We start from the raw sequence: 19069 nt of genomic DNA on the forward strand, positions 1-19069 counted from the left end.
GCGCGGGCGATGTTGGAGGTCGGTAAGGAGCGTCCATGCCAGCGAGGGTAACCCATTTCTCCTGCGCTTGCACCTTGGACAACCGTTACAATGTGCGCCATGGACGCCACTGAAACATCACTCGCCACGACGATTTCCGCCCAGCGCATCGCTGCATTGATCGCCAGTTCCAGCAACGAAAACGCCAAGACCGTCGCGGTGGAAGTGGTTGCCGAAACCGGCTCGACCAATGCCGATCTGTTGGCGCGCGTCACTGCCGTCGACGGCGGCAGGCTGGTTGCGCCGGTCCTGCTGGTGGCCGAGTCGCAGACCGCCGGACGCGGGCGCGCGGGGCGGCCGTGGCAGACGACCAGGACGTCGGCGCTGACGTTTTCGCTGGCGTGGAAATTCAATCGTCCGTTGCATGCCCTGATCGGTTTGCCGCTGGCTGTCGGCGTCGTGCTGGCCGAAGCGCTCGGCATCTTCGGCATCGACGTCGAATTGAAATGGCCCAACGACGTCCTGCGCGACGGCGCCAAGCTGGCCGGCATCCTGATCGAGACCGCGCAGGACAAAAGCACGGGCGCGGCCGCAACCTGGACTGTCATCGGTATCGGCGTCAACCTGACCATGCCGCCCGATCTGCAGCAACGCATCGGCCGCGCGGTGGCCGACGTCTCCGAATTGCTGACCCACGAGCGCGAGCGCTTGCTGGCGATTTTACTGAGCGCTCTGGCGGATGCGCTGGCTGATTTCGATGCACGCGGCTTTGCGCCTTTCGTGGCGCGCTGGAATCGTTTGCATGCCTACACCGGCCGCACCGTGCGCATCCTCGATGACGGCCGGGTGCTGCATGAGGGCGTTGCCGTCGGCGTCGACGAGCAGGGGTGTTTCCTGATGGATACCGCGAGCGGGCGCGTGGCCGTCACCGCCGGCGACGTGTCCTTGCGCTTGCAGGAGTAGCGCCATGTTGCTACTGATCGATGTCGGCAATACGCTGATCAAATGGGGCGTTCCCGCGCAACCGGTTTTCTCGGTGGCCGAAGCGGGCCGTTGGCGCCACGTCGGCGCAGTTGCACGCGCCGAGGTCGCTGCGCTGGCGCAGGCCTGGCAGGGTCTTCCGGTGGTGCGCGCGCTGGTGTCGAACGTGGCCGGCCCCGTCGTGCGCGAGGCTTTGCAGGCAACGCTGCATGCGGCGTTTGGTGCGCAACTGCGCATTGACTGGTTTGCGTCGCAGCCGCAACTGGCGGGCGTACGTAACCGCTACAAGAATCCCGGCCAACTCGGCTGCGACCGTTTTGCTTCGGCCATCGGCGCGCATGCGCTGTTTCCGCGGCGTGCGCTGATTGTGGCCACTTGCGGCACCGCCACCACGGTCGATGCGGTCACGCCGGACGGCGATTTCCTCGGCGGCATGATCTTGCCGGGACTGGGCGTGATGGCCACCTCGCTGGCGCTCAATACCGCACAATTGCCGCAGATACAAAGCATCAGCGCGGTCGCCACGCCATTCGCCGACAACACCACGGACGCCATCATCGCCGGCTGCATCGCGGCACAGACCGGCGCCATCGAGCGCGCCGTCGCCGCGCACCAGCATACTCACGGCGAGGTGCTGTGCGTGTTGGCGGGCGGCGCCGGGCAGGTGCTGGCGCCGTATTTGTCAACGCCCTGCGAAAAAGTCGATAATCTGGTGCTGATCGGCCTGCACGCGGCTGCGGCGGAATGAAGGCGATGACTTCGACAAATCGGACTGACGGCTTACCATGCTGAAATTGCTTTTTTGGCTACTACTGATCGGCAATGCGGCCCTGTTCGCCATGCAGCGGGGTTATCTCGGCGCGACCGCCGCCGAGCGCCATGAACCCAAGCGCCTGGCGCAGCAACTGCATCCCGAAACGCTGACCATCCTGCCGGCCAACAGCGAGAAGCTGGTGACGCCGGCCAAGGCCGATGCGCCTGACGCTGCGGTCGCAACCGCCGACATCGCCAAGGATCGCAAGCCGGATGCTACCCCGCCGGAGACCAAGGCCGCCGCCGACCCCGACCCCGTTGCTCCGCCTGCGCCGGTCGTTGCCTGCACGGAAATGGGCAACTTCAACGCTGTCGAAGTGCGCAAGTTCGACATACAGCTGAGCAGCCTCAACCTGGCGATCAAACCGACCACCCGCAGCGTGCAGGAAGCCGCCAGCCACATGGTCTACATTCCCTCGCAGGATGGCAAGGAGGGTGCCGAACGCAAATCTGCCGAGCTGCGCCGCCTCGGCATCCAGGACTTCTACGTGATGCCGGAATCGCAACCCAATCCGGCGTTGCGCTGGGCCATTTCGCTGGGCGTGTTCAAGACCGAAGAAGCGGCCAAGGCCTACATCGGCCGGTTGATTCCTCAGGGCGTGCGCAGCGCCCGCATCATGGCGCGCAATGTCACCTCGAACAAGCAGGCTTATCAATGGCGCAATGTCGATGCGGCAACCAAGACCGCGCTGGACGGCCTCAAGGCCAAATTCCCCAACCAGGAAATGCGCAACTGCCCGGGCTGAGCCTCGCCCATGCATGGCCGGTGCGGGTTGCCGGGCGCAGGCCGATTTTGCGTGAGGCCGATAAAACGTCAACTCCGCCACAATCGGATCGCGCTTTCCATGTAAAATCGCGGACATTCCGAATATCTCTCCTGCCCAGGAATTGCACATGACCGACTTGACCGACCTGACCGACGTTGACCCCATCATCAAGGCTGAAATCCTGGCCGAAGCGTTGCCGTACATCCGCAAATTCCACGGCAAGACCATCGTCGTCAAATACGGCGGCAATGCGATGACCGAGGAGCGCCTCAAGCACGGTTTCGCGCGCGACGTGATCCTGCTGAAGCTGGTCGGCATGAATCCGGTGGTGGTGCATGGCGGCGGACCTCAAATCGACAACGCGCTCAAGAAAATCGGCAAGCAGGGCACTTTCGTGCAAGGCATGCGCATCACCGACGAAGAAACCATGGAAGTGGTGGAGTGGGTGCTGGGCGGCGAAGTGCAGCAGGACATCGTGATGCTGATCAACCATTACGGCGGCCAGGCAGTCGGCCTGACAGGCAAGGACGGCGGCCTGATCCGCGCGCGCAAGATGCAGATGCCGGACAAGGAAAATCCGGGTCAATTCCTCGATATCGGCTTTGTCGGTGAAATCGAGGCGATCAATCCGGCGGTAGTCAAGGCGCTGCAGGACGACGCCTTCATCCCGATCATTTCGCCGATCGGCTTCGGTGACGACGGCCAGGCCTACAACATCAATGCCGACGTCGTGGCCGGCAAGATCGCCGAGATCCTGCATGCCGAAAAGCTGATCATGATGACCAACATTGCCGGCGTGCAAGACAAGAAGGGCAACCTGCTGACCGACCTGTCGGCGCGCGAGATCGACGAAATGTTCGAAGACGGCACGATCTCGGGCGGCATGCTGCCGAAGATTTCGTCGGCGCTGGATGCCGCCAAATCAGGCGTGAACACCGTCCACATCATCGATGGCCGCATCGAGCATTCGCTGCTGCTGGAAGTGCTGACCGAACAGGCATTCGGCACCATGATCCGCTCGCACTGAACATCGCAAGCGCATCACGTAAAAAAGCGCCCCGGGAAACCGGCGGCGCTTTTTTTACGGCCACGCGCGCGAGGGGATTCAGTAAATTCGTTCGACCTTGAAACCGCGCTGTTGCAGCAAGGCCGGCACGCCGGTCGGGCCGACCAGATGCAGGATGCCGATGGCGGCGAAAATGCGGTCGCGGCTCCTGAGCAAGCCGCCGATGCGTTCGGCCAGGGCCGGGTTACGCTGGTCCAGCAAGACCTCCTTGGTGAAACGGCCGACGAAGCTGCCGTCGCCGGCCATGTCGTCCAGCAGGCTCTGCAGGCCGGTCAGGTTGGCGGTGCGCCAGAATTCGGCCAATTCCACTACGCGCGCTGCGCTGTCGGGATCGTCGAGCTCCTTGAGGGTATCTTCCAGTAGCAGGCTCTGCTGTTGCCGGCTCAGCGCACCGAACAGCGCCAGCTGTGTTTCGGCGCCTTCCAGTTCAATCACGGGCTTGTTGCGTTTGGCGATGAAGTCGGCCAGGTGACTGTCGACGGCGAGGTCGGCGCGATAGCCCTTGCTGCCGAACTCCTGCACGGTCAGCAGGCTGGCGATCATCCACGGGCGAAAGCGTGTGACCGCTTCTGCGGGGACGTCGTACTTTTTGAGCGCGGCCTGCACTTGCTGCTGCAGTTGCGGACTGAGATCAGTCTGATAGCTCTGGCCTTCGGGATAGAAACCGTAGCGCAGCACCGCCGCCTGCATGGCGGGCGTCTTGTTCGGATCGATTTCGAGGGCGATCGCCGGGGCCTGCTCCAGCGCCTGCATCACGCGCGGCTCCAGCGGATAGAAGCTGGCGGCGCCGACGTGGATGGTGCCGAACAGATACAGCGTGTGGTGCGCGTCCTGCACTTTGAACAGCGCGCCGCGATGCTCTGCACGCGGGGTCCGGGGTGGCGTATCGACGGCGTTTGCAGCCGGCAGATAAAGGCAGAACAGCCAGCTGAATGTCACTATAATCAGGCGTCGCATCGTTGCGCTTTCTTCACTTATCTCATTTCTTTTGACTGTGCCGAATATTAGAACTCATTTCACCCTTCTCCGCGAGTGCGAACGATCCTGTTTGGGATGTAGTGCAAGGCGCGTCGCGCAGCCAAGGGTGGTTCCCTTGGCAAGCGGCGCAACGCAGCAATACGCCCAAACAGGACGTTCCCGGAGGGTTCTTGCCCAAAGAGGCGCTGGCCGCGTTGTGCTCCTTGCGCGTAGCACCGCTACGCGACGCGTCGCACGCCTTGCCAGCGCCTCTTTGGGCAAGAACGCATCTCGCGGAGAAGGGTGAAATGAGTTCTCAACCGCTCTGGCTTTTCGATCTCGACAACACCCTGCACAACGCGTCGCACGCGATCTTCCCCGCGATCAACGCGAACATGAACCTGTTCATGGAACGCGTGCTGAAGGAGCAAGGGTTGCCGGCCGACCAGGATGCTGTCAATGCGATGCGCCAGCGCTACTGGCGCCTGTACGGCGCGACCTTGCTGGGGATGGTGCAGCATCATCAGGTGCGGCCGGAAGACTTCCTGCGCGATGCGCATGACTTCGACGATCTGTTCGGCATGATCCGCGCCGAGCGCGGCCTGCTGAATCTGCTGGAACGCCTGCCGGGACGCAAGATCCTGCTGACCAATGCACCGTTGCGTTACTCGCGCGACGTGGTCCGGCATCTCGGCCTGCATCGTCATTTCGACAAGCACATTTCTATCGAGTCGATGCGCGTGCACGGCAAGCTCAAGCCCAAGCCGTCACGGCAAATGCTGCAACAGCTGCTGGCGCGTGAACGCGTTCCCGCGCATCGCTGCATTCTGGTGGAAGACACCGTAGTCAACTTGAAATCAGCCAAGGAACTGGGCATGCGCACGGCGTGGATCACCCAGTATCTGGCCGGCAATCCGCATTTTTCACCGGCCGGCGTGCGCAGGATGCAAACGATGCATCCGACCTATGTCGACGTGAAGGTGCGTTCGGTGCGGCAACTGGCAGCCCATCTGCGTCGCCTGGCCGGCGCCTAGGCGAGAATCCAGCCGTGTTCGGTCGTCATTCAGCCGGACTTCAGCCGGACTTCAGCTGGAGTTCACTCGTCCGCGCAGTCGGCGCACCAGCCCTTGATGGTCAGTTCGATTTCGTGACTGCGGAAGCCTTTGCCGAGGGATTTTTGCAGGGCGGTCTGCAATTGCGCCGCGGTGGTCTGGCGTTTGCCCGATGAAGGCAAGACACTCTCAAGAAAACCAGCTTCGCCGCTGCCATCCAGGCAAAACACCCGGGCGCAGCGCGTGCATTTGAAATGGCCGTGCTGATGCTGGGCATGGCCGTGGGCGTGCTGGTGGCCGCCATGATTGCCGTGGTCGTGATGTTCGGCGCCGGTGCCGGCGTTGTAGCGGAAGATGCGGTCATCGCTGGCGATTTTGTGCGCCAGCCCGGCTTCGGTCAGGCAGTCGAGCGCACGATACAGCGTGACGCGGTCCATGTCGACCAGCTTGTCCTGGATATCCTGATGCGACACGGCGCTGCGCGCGCCCAGCAGCGCCGCCATGACGCTGACGCGCGCCTGGGTGACGCGCACCGATGCATCGCGCAATTGCAGCTCGGCCAGAGCCTGCGCTGCAGCGGGATCGTGGGCAAGGGCGTTGGCGGAGGTGTCGGTTTTGGATTTCATGGTATGGCTGATATGGCTGGCGTCGGATGGCAGCAGATGCGCGGCCGGTCGGATGACTTACCCGAATTATGCCGCAATTCGCCGGCGGGGGCTTTGTGCGGGCGCGGGGCGACGCTTATTTACCGGTGACCTTCTTGGCGCGGGGATGGGCGGCGTCGTAGACCTGCGCCAGACGCTGGAAATCGAGCGAGGTATAGACCTGGGTCGCGCTGATGGAGGCGTGGCCGAGCATTTCCTGCACTGCGCGCAAGTCGCCCGAGCCTTGCAGGACGTGTGAGGCAAAGGAGTGGCGCAACACGTGCGGATGGACATTGGTGGCCAGGCCCAGCGCCTGGCCGTGCGCCTTGAGCCGTAGCTGTGCCACCCGCGGCGACATGCGCGCGCCGCGCTCGCTCAGGAACAGCGCGTGCCGCTCGGCGCCGGCATGACCTGCGACGACCGTTTCACGCGCCGTCAGCCAGGTCCGGAGCGCCTCCATGGCCGGTTTGCCGACCGGCACGCTGCGCATCTTGTTGCCTTTGCCGGTGACGGTCACTTCATTGCTGTCCATGTCGATCCAGCCGGCGGAGACATACCCGGCTTCCTGGCGGTACTGCACGTCCAGGCCCACCAGTTCGGAAACCCGCAAGCCGCTGGAGTACAACAACTCGAACATGGCGCGATTGCATAGCTGGGCGGGCGCGGCGGCGTCCTTGAGCGGATTGGCCTGCGACACCAGATGGACGGCATCGTCGGCGGCCAGCGCCTTGGGGAGCGGCCTGGCTTTCTTGGGGGCCTTGACGCCGTCAACCGGATTCGATTTCAGCCGGCCCTGTTCGGACAGCCAGTTGTAGAAGCCTCTCCAGGCCGACAGCTTGCGCGCGATGGAGCGCGCGTTGAGGCCGCGGGCGTGCAATTGCGCGGCGAACTTGCGTATCTGGAAATGGGAGACCGCGTCCAACTCCGCACCGGCGGCTTGCGCCAGTTCGGACAACTCGGCCAGGTCACGGCCGTAGTTGCTTACGGTGTGTGGCGACAGCATGCGCTGGCTCTGCAGGCTGTCGAGATAGCGGTCGATTTCGGCTTGGTTGGCGTCGGCGCTCACACGGTCGGGAGGGAAGTCGGGATAAATCAGTGTAGCAGGCAGGCCAGCGCTGCGCTGGCGGTTTCGCCGATGCGGCTCAGGAAGTCGGTCGCCATGTCGGCGCTGAAGCGGCTGGGGTCGGGGGAGCCGAGCACCAGCAGGCCAAAGGCTTCCGGCGCGGCGCCCACGCGCAGCGGCAACATTGCCACCGATTTCACGGAGGTGGCGTCTTCCAGCCAGCTGGCGGCTTCAAAATCGTTGTTGGCGCCGCAGAACGGTGTCGTCAGTCCATTGGCGAAAATACGCGCATCTTCCGAGACGGCGGCGGTAAACCAGGTGTCATTGTGGTTTTCGGCGATGTTCCAAAGACGCAGGGTGACTTGCGGCACATTGAAGATTTCCTGCAGCTTGCCGGTCAGCGTCTGCGGCAGGTCGGCGTCATTGCGCGCCAGCAGCAGGGCGCGTGTCCAGGCCTGGAACTTGCCGGTGATTTCGTCGTTTTCCTGGGCGATGCGCATCAGATCGGCCATGTGCAATTCCTGCACCTTGATCTTTTCACGCAGGATTTCCATCTGGCGTTCCTGCAGGGAGATGGCGCGACCCAGCAAGGGGCTGGTCAGCCTGATCCGGCCGAGCAATTCGGCGTGTTCCTCAAAGAAGTGAGGATGGTCGAGCAGATAGTCGGCGATCGAATCGGAATCCAGATGGGTGGTCATGTGCGTTTTTTGAGTATGGTTGTTCCGGAAGGTCGCGCCAGGCGCGCCGGATTGCATTGCCGCAATATCGCGAGATTATCTCCGCTAACGCTAGTGCTGACAACTTTTTAATCAGATTCGGAAGGCTCGGCGCTTGCCAATAAAAACGGGCTTACATGATTTCTCATGTAAGCCCGAATTGTTCAATCAAGTTCTGATTCCGGCGTTTGCACGCCGGAGGTTCAGAGACTTAAATTAGAACTTGTGGCGGATACCAACAGCAACTGCTGTCTGGCTGGAATCGTTGCCAGTAGTGTCGCTGAAAACGCCTGGATTTTTCATGTCCTTAGCGCGGATGTTAGCCACAAATGCGTACAGGTCAGTACGCTTGGACAGCCAGTAGTCAGTACCCAAGCTAACTTGAGTCAGCTTGCCCTTGCCATTCAGACCGTCAAAGCTGGCGCGTGTGTGATCCACAACAGCCAACAGCTTCAGGGAAGGTGTCAGGGAGTAAGCAGTACCGATTTCATACATGTCGGCCTTGTTTGCGCCGGCCAATGTAGCACCAGTTGTACGTGTTGCTTGTGTCAGGCCAGTCACTGCGTTAGTTTGCAGATCTTGCTTGACGCGCGACCAGTTAGCGTACACGCGTGCTGGGCCAAACTGGTAGCTACCAACCAGGTTCCAGCCCTTGTATGCTGTGTTGCCGACGTTAGCTGTTGCCAGAGCATTTGCTGCAGCGATAGCTGCGGCGTTAGTAGCTGTTGGAGCTGCTGTGATCAGCGAAGTGTCGCTAGGTGTTGTACCTTGCTTCGATTGGTAGTAGTTGGCACCCAGACCCAGTGGGCCGTTGTCGTACTTGGCACCCAGACCAAACGATTGACCAGCTGTAGTCTTGCCAGCTGTTTCACCGAAACCGTACAGCACGTTAGCTGTGAAACCAGCCAGATTTGCTGTTGTGTAGGTAACGGAGTTGTTGGTACGAGTACCTTGCAGGCGGTTCAGGCCCGAACCAACAGCGGAAACAACGCCGCCGAAGTCGTTCACCGAAGTGTACGCGCTGATAGTGTCGGCGTAGTCAGTTTGACGACCAGCCAAGACTGTACCGAAGCCGCCGGACAGACCGACAACCGATTTACGACGGAACAGGTTCGAGGAAGTAACTTGGTCGGAACCTTGCAGGCCGCCGTTGTCGTTGGTGAAGCCAGTTTCCAGTTGGAACACTGCGCTCAGACCGCCGCCCAGATCTTCAACGCCCTTGAAACCGATACGGGAACCTTGAACGACGCCCGAGTTCAGGCTGAACTTGCTACCAGTGTTAGTGCCGGTAGTTTGAACTTTGCTTGTGTAAACAACGCCGGTATCAACGATACCGTAGATGGTGACGGAGCTTTGTGCTTGTGCAGCACCTGCAAACGCGCCGAGAACGGCCAGTGCAAGCAGAGATTTTTTCATTTGACATCCTTCTATAAAAATAGTCTTGAGGATCCGTACATCTAGTCGGATGGTGAGACATTAAGGGTTCTCATTAGCGCTGGCCTCAGATTGGTCGTTTGGCGGGCGAAGTTTTGGTTGAAATTCCGAAACGCCTGCGCGACTGTTGTTTTTTTCTAACGCTTTCGAGGTGAATCTCCCACAATCGGGATTTTTCGGAGCTTGCGAGGGGGCGCACGGCTATTCGATTGTCTTTGAGGCAATAAAGACACGCCTAAGATACGGTTAAAGACTTGAATTGTTGTTTTAAAGCTCCAATTTGTTCTCTTAAAGATCGTATTAAAAAAATATTCTGATTTATAGGGGATAATTTTTTCCTTCGAAAGAGTGCTTGGATTGATTTATGGCGAGTCGGGAAGATTTGGCAATTATTCGCGCGGCGCGCGCCGGGCAGGCGGAAGCCCAGCTGGCGCTGGGCCGGCGTTATTTATTCGGCGGCAACGGATTGCCGCAGAGCTTCGCCACCGCGTTGCATTGGCTTGACCGCGCGGCCCGTCAGGGCGTGCCTGACGCCTGGACGCTGATCGGCGAGCACATTCCCTATGAGGTGGTGGCGCAGGCGCCGCGCCCGCTCGAATATGTACTCTGGTATGAGCGTGCTTTCGATGCCGGACGCAAGTTGGCAGGACTGGCATTTGCCCGCCTGGTCTTGGCCCACCAGGCACAGCCCGAAGCCCAGGCCATGCTCGGCAAGGCGGTCAAGGCGCTCGAATCGGAGGCCAACGCCGGCACGGCCGAGGCGCAATGGCTGCTGGCTCAGCAGCAGGCCGGCCGGCAAGCGGCAGACGCTGCGTCCGTTGACGCAAGCGAGAAGCCGGCCCCTGAGCGCGACATCGCCGCCCAATGGGCGCAGAAAGCCGCCGACGCCGGCATCGGCCCCGCCCAGCTGGCATTGGCGGACGCCGCCTGGCTCAGGCTGGATCGCGAAGACTTCATCCGTCGCGCTTTGCCGCTGGCGCGCTCCCTGCTGGCGCAATACGGCGCCGGCCTGCCGCAACTCAATGCGCCTGCAGAAGCGCTGGCCCGGCATTTGGGCGAGGGCAATATCACCTTGCTGTCGCGCTTGTCCCAAGTGCTGGCCGAGATTCCCGGGGTCGACGCGGACGAGGCGCAGTCATTGCTGGAATTGGGCGCCTATGCCGATGACAAGTCGGCGCAGTTGTCGCTCGGTCTGTTTTTTGCGCGCATGAACGAGGATGGCGGGCGGGCGTTCCCCGGGTTTGGCTCCGCTAATTACAAGAAGGCCATTCGCTGGCTGACCGCCGCCGGTGAGCGCGGTCTTGCGGCAGCCTGGTATGCCCTGTCGCGGATTTACCTGAAACCGGAATTTTCTCAGCGCAATCTTGCCGATGCGCAGCACTATCTCGAGCGCGCCGCTGAAATGGGGCACGCGCTGGCGCAACTGGAGTGCGGCAGCAGCGCCTGGCGCAACCGGCGCGAAGATCCTGCCAATGACGTGCGTGCGGTGTACTGGCTGCAGAAGGCCGCAGCGCAAGACAACGCCGATGCGCGCGAATTGCTGTTCAAGATTGCCGACCGGCCTGCGGCAGCGGCCTGGGCCGTCGAAGCGCGCAGCCACATGACGCGCGATTTCTTGAGCGCTTACCCGTTCCTGGCGGCGCGATTGGAACTGGCGATCCTGTTTGGCCTGACCCGGCCCGAAGCCTTGTTGATCGATCTGAAACAGGCTGACTGCGGCCATTGCCTGGTGGTCGATATCCGCGACTACTATGCACGCAGCAAACGGCGCCTCATATTAATAGAGACCGGCGACGAGCGGCAGGTGCTCAACCGCATCGGCCGCCTGTTCGAAGACGTCGATTGCAGCCTGAACGGTCCCGAAGGAAACTACCGGCAGCGCTTGTATCGCCTGAAAACGGCCTTGCCGCAGGATGACGATGAGCAGGAGGAAGAGAGCGACCTGGCCGAAGAGTCCTGAGAACCTGTTCACGGAAAGCAAAAAGAGATGGCCGCGGCCATCTCTTTTTATTTGTGCCTCAATCAATATCAATAGCGGATGCTCAGATTTCGATTTCACCCTCGAACACCGACACTGCCGGCCCGGTCATCATGACCGGTTTGGCCCGGCCCGGCCCAATTGATCACCAGCTCGCCGCCATGGGTTTGCACCGCCACCGGCGTGTCCAGCAGGCCGCGCCGGATGCCGGCGACGACCGCCGCACACGCCCCGGTGCCGCATGCCAGCGTTTCGCCGACGCCCCGTTCAAACACGCGCAGATTGACGTTGTGGCGATCGACCACTTGCATGAAGCCGGCGTTGACCCGCTTGGGGAAGCGCGGGTGACGCTCGATCAGCGGGCCGTCGGTCAACACCGGCGCCGCTTCGGTGTCGGCAACGATCTGCACCGCATGCGGATTGCCCATGGACACGACCGAAATCCAGCTTGTCTTTCCATTAACGTCGAGCGGCCACAGCGCATCATCGCCCTCGATCTTGCTGTTCAGGCCGGACGGATCGAACGGGACTTGTTCCGGCGTCAATACCGGCGCGCCCATGTCGACCGTGACGCGACCGTCGTCTTCAAGCGTCGGTTCGATCACGCCGGACATGGTTTCCACGCGGATCACGCGCTTGGCGGTCAGGCCTTTGTCGCTGACGAAGCGCGCAAACGCGCGCGCGCCGTTGCCGCATTGCTCGACTTCGCCGCCGTCGGCGTTGTAGATGCGATAACGAAAATCGATGCCCTCGGAGTCGGTCTTTTCCACCACCAGCATCTGGTCGGCGCCGATGCCGAAGCGGCGATCAGCAATGAACTTCCATTGCGCCGGCGTCAGGGCGATATCCTGGTGAATGGCGTCGACGACAACGAAGTCGTTGCCCGCGCCGTGCATTTTGGTGAATTTGATTTTCATGGCATTAATTATAGGCGGCCATGCTAATCGTGGCCGTATACATTAGGTGTGCCCGGAGGATGCGTTTTAAAGCGTTTGTGCGCCCAAAAATATTCCGCCGGCGCTTCCAGCACGCGTTCTTCGATGAAGGCATTCATGCGGCGCGTCGCCTCCACGATGTCGTCGCCGGGATAGTTCTCCCAGGCCGGATAGAACGTGGTTTTCCAGCCCTGGTAGTTCGGCAGGAAGGTCGTGATCATCGGCACCACGTTGGCGTGTGTCGCGGCGGCAATGCGTGCCGTAGCGGTCAGCGTGGCGGCGGGCACGCCGAAGAAGGGGACGAACTCGGCGTCGCGCAGGCCGAAGTCCATGTCCGGCAGCATGATGAACGGCAGCCCGTCACGCATGGCGCGGATGATGGGCTTGACGCCTTTTTCGCGCGACAGCAGGGTCACGGGGCGAAAGCGCGAGCGGCCTTTGAGCAGCGCCTGGTCAACCACTTCGTTTTGTTGTTTCGAGTAAATGGTGCAAATCGACAAGTCGGAATTGAGCACCAGCGCGATGCCGGGGATTTCCAGGCAGACGAAATGCGGGCACAGCAGGATGGTCGGGCCTGATTTGATGACTTCCACCGGCACCCGCGGCTCGACCTTGATCAGCCTCTTCAGGCGGGCTTCCGATGCCCACCACAGGATGCCGCGCTCAAGCGCGCTGCGCGCGTATGCCTGGAAGTGCTGGCGGGCAATGGTCTCGCGCTCGGCTTCGGTCTTTTCGGGGAAGCATAAACGCAGGTTGGTCAGCGTGATATGGCGGCGCGGCTTCATGATGATGAACAGCAGCGAGCCGAGTCCTGCCCCGAGGCGGCCGAGAATGGGCAGCGGCAACCAATGGAGCAGCCACATCAATGCGATCAGCGCCTTCATTGCGATGCTCCGGGAGCGGTCACGCCGGGCGGCGTCTTGTAGCGGTTGTAGCTCCAGATATACTGCGCCGGGCAGCGCGCGATCAATTTCTCCATCGCCAGGTTGATGGCGCGCGCCTGTTGCTCCGGCGTCTCGCCCAGGGTTTCTTCAAATGCCACGAAACGGATGACGAAACCGCGGCCCCACGACAAGCGCTCGGCGTACGACAGGATGATCGGCGCGCCGCTCATCTGGTGCATCTTGGCCGACAGCGTCATGGTGTAGGCCGGTTTGCCGAAGAAATCGGCCCAGACGCCTTCGCCGTGTTGCGGCACCTGGTCCGGCAACAGGCCGATGGCCTGGCCCTTCCTGAGCGCCTTGAGCAAGACGCGCACGCCCGACAGGTTGGCCGGCGCCAGATGCAGGTTGGGACGCGAACGCGCGCCTTCGATCAGCGGTTTCAGCGCGGCCTTGCGCGGCGGCCGATACAATGCGGTTAGTGGCGTCTTTTCAGCAATGGCCTGGGCGATGATTTCAAAGCAGCCGAGATGCGGGGTCAGGAAGACCGCGCCGGTTTTTGCGTCCAGGGCTTGTTGGGCCAATTCCCAATTTTCGATGCGGGCGGTGCGCAGCACGCGTTGCGGCGCGGCGCACCAGATGAACGGCAATTCGAAGATGCCCTTGCCCGATTCGTTGACGGCAGACAACAAATGCCGTCCGTGGCCGGCGCGCGTAAGGTTGTTTTTAAGGCGCTTCCGATAGGACGGCGATGCCAGGTAAACAAGCCACCCCATCGCGATTCCGATCAGGTGCAGCAAGGGCAACGGAAGGAATGACAACAGGCGGAATAAAGAAAAAAGCATATTTGCCGTTACCGTGAATAATGCTGTGAAATTGCCGAATTTTTGCAAGACGCGTAAAATAGCATGAAAGCCGTCGAGTTAATGACAACTTGCGAGACGGGATATAAATTTCGCTAAAGCGTCGCAGGCTAGGGATCAAGCCGCGACACCGGTTCAATCTCTATACTGCAGGAGCATGTGATGTCCAATGAATTTCTCTTTACTTCCGAATCCGTCTCGGAAGGTCACCCCGACAAAGTAGCCGACCAGATTTCCGATGCGATTCTGGACGCCATCTTTGAACAGGACCCGCTTTCCCGCGTCGCCGCCGAAACCCTGTGCAACACAGGTCTGGTCGTGCTCGCCGGTGAAATCACCACGCGCGCCAACGTCGACTACATCGACGTCGCCCGTCAAACCATCAAGCGCATCGGCTACGACAATGCCGACTACGGTATCGACTACAAGAGCTGCGCCGTGCTGGTGGCCTACGACAAGCAGTCCCCGGACATCGCCCAAGGCGTCGACGAAGGCAAGGGTCTGGACCTCGATCAGGGCGCCGGCGACCAGGGCCTGATGTTCGGCTACGCCTGCGATGAAACACCGGAACTGATGCCGGCCGCGATTTACTACGCGCACCGCATCGTTGAGCGCCAGTCGCAACTGCGCAAGGACGGCCGCCTGCCATGGCTGCGTCCGGATGCAAAATCGCAAGTCACGCTGAAATACGTCGACGGCCGTCCGGTCGCCATCGACACCATCGTGTTGTCGACCCAGCATGCGCCTGAAATGGAACACAAGGCCATCGAAGAAGCGGCGATCGAAGAAATCATCCGCCCGGTCGTGCCGGCAGAGTGGATCAAGAACACCCGCTACCTGATCAACCCGACCGGCCGTTTCGTCATCGGCGGCCCGCAAGGCGACTGCGGCCTGACCGGTCGCAAGATCATCGTCGACACATACGGCGGTGCAGCACCGCACGGCGGCGGCGCGTTCTCCGGCAAGGATCCTTCCAAGGTCGACCGTTCGGCAGCCTACGCCGGCCGCTACGTCGCCAAGAACATCGTGGCCGCCGGCCTGGCGTCGCGTTGCCAGATCCAGGTGTCGTACGCCATCGGTATCGCCAAGCCGACTTCGGTCATGGTCACCACCTTCGGCACCGGCAAGATCAGCGACGAAAAGCTGGCGCAACTGGTGCTGGAACATTTCGACCTGCGTCCAAAGGGCATCGTGCAAATGCTCGACCTGCTGCGTCCGATCTACCAGAAGACCGCTGCTTACGGCCACTTCGGCCGCGAAGAGCCGGAATTCTCGTGGGAGCGTACCGACAAGGCCGCTGCACTGAAGGCCGCTGCCGGTCTGTAATTCCCCACGCGCAATCCGGCCCGTTGTGGCCGGATTGCGTCGTGCGCTGGCGTGGCGCCGGCAAGTGATTTACAATGCCTTTCCGTATCAAGGAGCGTTGCGACAAGACACCGATCTTGCCAGGCTTGATACCGTCAACATGCAACTGCGCTCACGTTACTTTTTTTCTGTTTTCTACGAAAGGAGGGCGTGAAGAACGCCGCAGCCATGACTACCAATTCCACCAAAGACTATGTAATCGCTGATATCAGCCTGGCGCAATGGGGCCACAAAGAAATCAAGATCGCAGAAACCGAAATGCCCGGCCTGATGGCCATCCGCGAAGAATTCGCCGCTGCCCAGCCCCTGAAGGGCGCACGCATCACCGGTTCCATCCACATGACCATCCAGACCGCCGTGCTGATCCAGACGCTGGAAGCGCTGGGCGCCAAGGTCCGTTGGGCATCCTGCAACATCTATTCGACCCAAGACCACGCCGCCGCCGCGATCGCCGACAAGGGCACGCCGGTGTTCGCGTTCAAGGGCGAGTCGCTGGACGACTACTGGGAATTCACGCACCGCATCTTCGAATGGCAAGGCGGCGAGAACGAACAAGCCAACATGATCCTCGACGATGGCGGCGATGCAACATTGCTGCTGCATCTGGGCACACGCGCTGAAAAAGACGCATCGGTGCTGAACAACCCGACTTCGGAAGAAGAAATCTGCCTGTTCAACTCCATCAAGAAAAAGCTGGCGACATCGTCCAACTGGTATTCCACTCGCCTGGCGCAAATCAAAGGCGTGACCGAAGAAACCACCACCGGCGTGCATCGCCTGTATCAGATGTTCAAAGACGGCAAACTGGCTTTTCCGGCCATCAACGTCAACGACTCCGTCACCAAGTCCAAGTTCGACAACCTGTACGGCTGCCGTGAATCGCTGGTCGACGGCATCAAGCGCGCCACCGATGTCATGATCGCCGGCAAGGTCGCCGTCATCGCCGGTTACGGCGACGTCGGCAAGGGCTCGGCACAAGCCATGCGCGCGTTGTCGGCGCAAGTCTGGGTCACCGAAATCGACCCGATCTGCGCACTGCAGGCGGCAATGGAAGGCTATCGCGTCGTCACCATGGATTACGCTGCAGAGCACGGCGACATTTTCGTCACCTGCACCGGCAACTACCACGTGATCACGCATGACCACATGAAGAAGATGAAAGACCAGGCCATCGTCTGCAACATCGGCCACTTCGACAACGAAATCGAAGTCGCCGCACTGAAGCAATACACCTGGGAAAACATCAAGCCGCAAGTCGACCACATCATCTTCCCTGACGGCAAGCGCATCATCCTGCTGGCTGAAGGTCGCCTGGTCAACCTCGGCTGCGGCACCGGTCATCCGTCCTACGTGATGAGCTCGTCGTTCGCCAACCAGACCATCGCCCAGATCGAGTTGTTCGTGAACACCAAGAACTACCCGGTCGGTGTTTACACGCTGCCCAAGCATCTGGATGAAAAGGTCGCGCGCCTGCAACTGAAGAAACTCAACGCGCAACTGAGCACCCTGACGGCAGAGCAGGCTTCTTATATCGGCGTGAAGGCCGACGGTCCTTACAAGCCTGATCACTACCGCTATTAATCAGCTTGACGTGCGGCGGCAATACCGCCGCACGGTGGTTCGTTCGTTTGTTCGTCGTTTTATCCGCCGCCGGCCGGATGATGGCAATGCTGCCACGCAGATATTGCCGAACCCGGCCGGCGCGCTGCCCGAAAGGAAACCACATGCGTCTTCTCATCCTCTGGCTGATCAATGCGCTGGCCTTGCTGGCCGTGCCTTACCTGTTGCACTCGGTGCAGGTCGACAGCTTCGGCGCCGCCCTGATTGCCGCCCTGATTCTCGGTTTCGTCAATACGCTGGTGCGCCCGGTGCTGGTGGTGCTGACCTTGCCGGTGACCTTGCTCACGCTGGGTTTGTTCATTCTCGTGATCAACGGCCTGATGTTCTGGGTGGTGGCGCAACTGGTGGGCGGTTTCCATGTGGGCGGCTTCTGGTCCGCGGTCGGCGGCGCGTTGCTGTACAGCATCGTGTCATGGGCCTTGTCGACGCTGCTGCTCAAGCCTGGCCGCGGTTGATACCGGCGGCCCTGGATCGTTTTTGGATCGAATCCTCATGACACAACATAATTTCAGCATCGAGTTTTTCCCGCCGAAGACGCCCGAAGGTACGGAAAAACTGCGCGCCACGCGCGCCAAGCTGGCCGAGTTGCAGCCGAAGTATTTTTCGGTCACCTTCGGCGCCGGCGGTTCGACCCAGCAGGGTACGCTCGACACCGTGCTGGAAATCATGCGCGAAGGCCACGTGGCTGCGCCGCATCTGTCCTGCATCGGCAGTTCGCGCGACGCCTTGCGCACGATTCTCGCCGAATACAAATCGCACGGCATCAAGAAGCTTGTCGCTTTGCGCGGCGACTTGCCGAGCGGTTTCGGCGCCGCCGATTTCTCGTCTGGCGAATTCCGCTATGCCAACGAGCTGGTCGAGTTCATCCGTGCAGAAACCGGCGACTGGTTCCATATCGAAGTCGGCGCCTACCCGGAAATGCATCCCCAGGCCAAATCGCCGCAAGACGACGTCCGCAACTTCGCGCGCAAGGTCGAAGCCGGCGCCGATGCTGCGATCACGCAGTATTTCTACAATCCGGACGCCTATTTCAACTTTGTCGACGAAACGCAAAAGCTCGGCGTCAACGTACCCATCGTGCCGGGCATCATGCCGATCACGAATTACACGCAGCTGATGCGTTTCTCGGACATGTGCGGCACCGAAATCCCGCGCTGGATCCGCCTCAAGCTGGCTAGCTACGGCGATGACGCCGATTCGATCCGCGCGTTCGGCCTGGACGTGGTGACCCGGCTGTGCGAACAATTGCTGGAAGGCGGCGCGCCCGGCTTGCATTTCTACACGCTCAACCAGCCTGCGGCGACCATGGCAATCTGGCAACGCCTGGTGGATTGAGGCGGATTTCAGCAATAAAAAAGCCGGCAAGCGCCGGCTTTTTTATTGCGCAGTCATTTCAGGCATCGGTGAGGATCAGGTCCAGCGCAATGTCATGCGGCTGCCCGGCGAATTCCGCCAATGCCTCCGCATAGGCGACGCCGATGGCCAGCGGACGCGGATCCTGCGCCAGCGTACGGTCGTAGAAGCCGCCGCCGTAGCCCAGCCGCAGCCGCTCGGCATTGAAGCCGAGGCAAGGGATCAACAGGGCCTGGGGACGCACGGTCTCCCCATGCAACGGCACGGAAGTGCCCATGGCGTCTTTCACCAGGGTTTCGCCCGGCGTCCAGCGGACGAATTCAAGCGGCGCGTCTTTTCCGCGAATTATCGGCAAGGACAGGTGCACGCCTTGGGCGGCCAGCGCGTTATATGCCGGGTACAGATCCGGTTCCTGCCGGATCGGGTGGTACACGCCGAGGCTGGCGACCGGATTCTCTTGCAGCCAGTCCAGCAGGCGGCTGCAGATAGCCGCTTCAGCCGCGGCTTTGGCGGCCGGCGTCATGGCCTTGCGGGCGGCGAGCAGATGCGCGCGCAGGACGGATTTTTCCGACGCGGCGGCGGTTGCCGGCAATGTAGTCAAC

Annotated in this window: 18 protein-coding genes, 1 pseudogene and 1 riboswitch; of the genes and pseudogenes, 10 read left to right on the forward strand and 9 right to left on the reverse strand. The window is 61.1% G+C overall.

Going from position 1 to position 19069, the window contains the following annotated elements; genetic code table 11:
• Positions 1 to 90 precede the first annotated feature (90 nt).
• From F506_RS02885 to argB, 4 genes are all read left to right on the forward strand, one after another.
• The gene (locus F506_RS02885) at positions 91 to 942 is read left to right on the forward strand and encodes a biotin--[acetyl-CoA-carboxylase] ligase (RefSeq protein WP_053195252.1); all 852 of its coding nucleotides are present in this window, start codon (positions 91 to 93) and stop codon (positions 940 to 942) included.
• A gap of 4 nt (positions 943 to 946) precedes the next feature.
• Positions 947 to 1708 carry a type III pantothenate kinase gene (locus tag F506_RS02890; RefSeq protein ID WP_053195253.1) on the forward strand — a complete coding sequence of 254 codons (762 nt, stop codon included), beginning with the start codon at positions 947 to 949 and terminating at the stop codon, positions 1706 to 1708.
• 37 nt (positions 1709 to 1745) lie between these two features.
• A complete protein-coding gene (locus tag F506_RS02895) occupies positions 1746 to 2519 on the forward strand; it encodes a hypothetical protein (protein WP_053195254.1) in 774 nt (257 codons plus the stop codon).
• A gap of 148 nt (positions 2520 to 2667) precedes the next feature.
• Entirely contained in the window at positions 2668 to 3567 is a 900-nt protein-coding gene (argB, locus tag F506_RS02900) for an acetylglutamate kinase (protein ID WP_016834869.1), read from the forward strand.
• A 78-nt stretch (positions 3568 to 3645) separates the two neighbouring features.
• Here argB and F506_RS02905 read toward each other — a convergent pair whose 3' ends face one another.
• Positions 3646 to 4563, reverse strand: a complete 918-nt coding sequence (locus F506_RS02905; RefSeq protein WP_053195255.1) for a TraB/GumN family protein — start codon at positions 4561 to 4563, stop codon at positions 3646 to 3648.
• A 308-nt stretch (positions 4564 to 4871) separates the two neighbouring features.
• On the opposite strand from F506_RS02905, the gene F506_RS02910 reads away from it, so the two are divergent.
• Complete coding sequence (locus F506_RS02910) at positions 4872 to 5597, forward strand: pyrimidine 5'-nucleotidase (protein WP_053195256.1); 726 nt, start codon at positions 4872 to 4874, stop codon at positions 5595 to 5597.
• 62 nt (positions 5598 to 5659) lie between these two features.
• Here F506_RS02910 and F506_RS02915 read toward each other — a convergent pair whose 3' ends face one another.
• The 4 genes from F506_RS02915 to F506_RS02930 all read right to left on the reverse strand — a co-directional run bounded on the left by F506_RS02915 (position 5660) and on the right by F506_RS02930 (position 9454).
• Positions 5660 to 6241 (reverse strand): Fur family transcriptional regulator, encoded by a 582-nt coding sequence (locus F506_RS02915; protein ID WP_053195257.1) that lies wholly within the window; start codon positions 6239 to 6241, stop codon positions 5660 to 5662.
• Positions 6242 to 6356: 115 nt separating this feature from the next.
• Complete coding sequence (gene xerC, locus F506_RS02920; RefSeq protein WP_053195258.1) at positions 6357 to 7325, reverse strand: tyrosine recombinase XerC; 969 nt, start codon at positions 7323 to 7325, stop codon at positions 6357 to 6359.
• 26 nt (positions 7326 to 7351) lie between these two features.
• On the reverse strand, positions 7352 to 8020 hold the full coding sequence (locus F506_RS02925; protein ID WP_053201196.1) for a DUF484 family protein: 669 nt from the start codon (positions 8018 to 8020) through the stop codon (positions 7352 to 7354).
• Positions 8021 to 8254: 234 nt separating this feature from the next.
• Positions 8255 to 9454, reverse strand: a complete 1200-nt coding sequence (locus tag F506_RS02930; RefSeq protein ID WP_053195259.1) for a porin — start codon at positions 9452 to 9454, stop codon at positions 8255 to 8257.
• Between the two features lie 382 nt (positions 9455 to 9836).
• On the opposite strand from F506_RS02930, the gene F506_RS02935 reads away from it, so the two are divergent.
• Complete coding sequence (locus F506_RS02935; protein ID WP_053195260.1) at positions 9837 to 11432, forward strand: tetratricopeptide repeat protein; 1596 nt, start codon at positions 9837 to 9839, stop codon at positions 11430 to 11432.
• A gap of 82 nt (positions 11433 to 11514) precedes the next feature.
• Here the strand turns inward: F506_RS02935 and dapF are convergent.
• The 3 genes and pseudogenes from dapF to F506_RS02950 all read right to left on the reverse strand — a co-directional run bounded on the left by dapF (position 11515) and on the right by F506_RS02950 (position 14111).
• Positions 11515 to 12367, reverse strand: a pseudogene (gene dapF, locus F506_RS02940) (diaminopimelate epimerase).
• 23 nt (positions 12368 to 12390) lie between these two features.
• Positions 12391 to 13269 (reverse strand): LpxL/LpxP family acyltransferase, encoded by an 879-nt coding sequence (locus F506_RS02945; protein WP_053195261.1) that lies wholly within the window; start codon positions 13267 to 13269, stop codon positions 12391 to 12393.
• Complete coding sequence (locus tag F506_RS02950; RefSeq protein WP_053195262.1) at positions 13266 to 14111, reverse strand: lysophospholipid acyltransferase family protein; 846 nt, start codon at positions 14109 to 14111, stop codon at positions 13266 to 13268. Before F506_RS02950 ends, F506_RS02945 begins: the two co-directional genes overlap by 4 nt.
• Before the next feature lie 180 nt (positions 14112 to 14291).
• Between F506_RS02950 and metK the strand changes: the two genes are divergently transcribed.
• The 4 genes from metK (at position 14292) to metF (ending at position 18449) form a co-directional block, all read left to right on the forward strand.
• Positions 14292 to 15455, forward strand: a complete 1164-nt coding sequence (gene metK / locus F506_RS02955; RefSeq protein ID WP_053195263.1) for a methionine adenosyltransferase — start codon at positions 14292 to 14294, stop codon at positions 15453 to 15455.
• 83 nt (positions 15456 to 15538) lie between these two features.
• Positions 15539 to 15615, forward strand: a riboswitch (S-adenosyl-L-homocysteine riboswitch).
• A 47-nt stretch (positions 15616 to 15662) separates the two neighbouring features.
• Entirely contained in the window at positions 15663 to 17075 is a 1413-nt protein-coding gene (gene ahcY / locus F506_RS02960) for an adenosylhomocysteinase (protein ID WP_053201198.1), read from the forward strand.
• Between the two features lie 143 nt (positions 17076 to 17218).
• The gene (locus F506_RS02965) at positions 17219 to 17569 is read left to right on the forward strand and encodes a phage holin family protein (protein WP_053195264.1); all 351 of its coding nucleotides are present in this window, start codon (positions 17219 to 17221) and stop codon (positions 17567 to 17569) included.
• A gap of 37 nt (positions 17570 to 17606) precedes the next feature.
• The gene (gene metF, locus F506_RS02970) at positions 17607 to 18449 is read left to right on the forward strand and encodes a methylenetetrahydrofolate reductase [NAD(P)H] (protein WP_053195265.1); all 843 of its coding nucleotides are present in this window, start codon (positions 17607 to 17609) and stop codon (positions 18447 to 18449) included.
• A 58-nt stretch (positions 18450 to 18507) separates the two neighbouring features.
• Here metF and F506_RS02975 read toward each other — a convergent pair whose 3' ends face one another.
• Entirely contained in the window at positions 18508 to 19068 is a 561-nt protein-coding gene (locus F506_RS02975) for a 5-formyltetrahydrofolate cyclo-ligase (protein ID WP_268762591.1), read from the reverse strand.
• Between the last annotated feature and the right edge of the window lies 1 nt (position 19069).

Origin of the sequence: Herbaspirillum hiltneri N3 (genome assembly GCF_001267925.1) — a bacterium.
GTDB classification, from domain to species: Bacteria; Pseudomonadota; Gammaproteobacteria; order Burkholderiales; family Burkholderiaceae_D; genus Herbaspirillum; species Herbaspirillum hiltneri.

Excerpts from the sequence above, each read along its gene's own strand:
- ahcY (WP_053201198.1), top strand. The coding sequence starts at position 15,663 with ATGACTACCAATTCCACCAAAGACTATGTAATCGCTGATATCAGCCTG.
- F506_RS02890 (WP_053195253.1), top strand. The coding sequence starts at position 947 with ATGTTGCTACTGATCGATGTCGGCAATACGCTGATCAAATGGGGCGTT.
- F506_RS02965 (WP_053195264.1), top strand. The coding sequence starts at position 17,219 with ATGCGTCTTCTCATCCTCTGGCTGATCAATGCGCTGGCCTTGCTGGCC.
- argB (WP_016834869.1), top strand. The coding sequence starts at position 2,668 with ATGACCGACTTGACCGACCTGACCGACGTTGACCCCATCATCAAGGCT.
- F506_RS02935 (WP_053195260.1), top strand. The coding sequence starts at position 9,837 with ATGGCGAGTCGGGAAGATTTGGCAATTATTCGCGCGGCGCGCGCCGGG.
- F506_RS02905 (WP_053195255.1), bottom strand. The coding sequence starts at position 4,563 with ATGCGACGCCTGATTATAGTGACATTCAGCTGGCTGTTCTGCCTTTAT.
- metK (WP_053195263.1), top strand. The coding sequence starts at position 14,292 with ATGTCCAATGAATTTCTCTTTACTTCCGAATCCGTCTCGGAAGGTCAC.
- metF (WP_053195265.1), top strand. The coding sequence starts at position 17,607 with ATGACACAACATAATTTCAGCATCGAGTTTTTCCCGCCGAAGACGCCC.
- F506_RS02895 (WP_053195254.1), top strand. The coding sequence starts at position 1,746 with ATGCTGAAATTGCTTTTTTGGCTACTACTGATCGGCAATGCGGCCCTG.
- F506_RS02910 (WP_053195256.1), top strand. The coding sequence starts at position 4,872 with ATGAGTTCTCAACCGCTCTGGCTTTTCGATCTCGACAACACCCTGCAC.
- F506_RS02915 (WP_053195257.1), bottom strand. The coding sequence starts at position 6,241 with ATGAAATCCAAAACCGACACCTCCGCCAACGCCCTTGCCCACGATCCC.
- F506_RS02945 (WP_053195261.1), bottom strand. The coding sequence starts at position 13,269 with ATGAAGGCGCTGATCGCATTGATGTGGCTGCTCCATTGGTTGCCGCTG.
- F506_RS02930 (WP_053195259.1), bottom strand. The coding sequence starts at position 9,454 with ATGAAAAAATCTCTGCTTGCACTGGCCGTTCTCGGCGCGTTTGCAGGT.
- F506_RS02950 (WP_053195262.1), bottom strand. The coding sequence starts at position 14,111 with ATGCTTTTTTCTTTATTCCGCCTGTTGTCATTCCTTCCGTTGCCCTTG.
- F506_RS02885 (WP_053195252.1), top strand. The coding sequence starts at position 91 with ATGTGCGCCATGGACGCCACTGAAACATCACTCGCCACGACGATTTCC.
- F506_RS02925 (WP_053201196.1), bottom strand. The coding sequence starts at position 8,020 with ATGACCACCCATCTGGATTCCGATTCGATCGCCGACTATCTGCTCGAC.